Source organism: Pseudomonas huaxiensis, assembly GCF_003231275.1.
GTDB classification, from domain to species: Bacteria; Pseudomonadota; Gammaproteobacteria; order Pseudomonadales; family Pseudomonadaceae; genus Aquipseudomonas; species Aquipseudomonas huaxiensis.
In genome coordinates this window covers 1-578 of sequence record NZ_QKVL01000164.1, presented here as the reverse complement: position 1 = coordinate 578, position 578 = coordinate 1, and the positions used below count along the sequence as shown (strand labels likewise).

The following is a 578-nucleotide window of genomic DNA, read 5'->3' as shown; positions in this document are numbered from 1 at the left end:
AGCGTTGAATTCACTGCACCAAACGACGTCTACAACGGCGCCACGCCGATCAGCACCACCATCACCGGCGTAACCGGCGGCAACTTCGAAAGCCTGGTGCCGAACCCGGCGCCGGCCGTAACCACCGTCACCGACAGCGTGGACACCACCACTGTCACCCTCGGCGCCAACCCGAGCGTCGCCGAAAACGGTGTGATCACCTATACCGCCAGCGTCACCTCTCCAGTGACTGGCGCTCCGGTGATCGTCACCCTGTCCACCGGTCAGACCATCACCATCCCGGTCGGCAGCACCAGCGGCACCGTGCAGTTCACCGCACCAAACGACGTCTACAACGGCGCCGCGCCGATCAGCACCACCATCACCGGTGTGAGCGGCGGCGACTTCGAAAGCCTGGTGCCAAACCCGGCTCCGGCCGTAACTACCGTTACCGACTCGACCGACACCACCACCGTCAGCCTGGGCGCCAGCCCGAGCGTGGCGGAAAACGGCGTGATCACCTACACCGCCAGCGTCACCTCGCCGGTGACCGGCGCCCCGGTGGTCGTGACCCTGTCCAACGGCCAGACCATTACCAT

General features: G+C 65.6%; 1 protein-coding gene. It reads left to right on the top strand.

The features are described from left to right. Nucleotides 1-578, top strand: a 578-nt coding sequence (locus DM374_RS32725; RefSeq protein WP_157969821.1) for an immunoglobulin-like domain-containing protein, incomplete at both ends; no start/stop codon positions are given.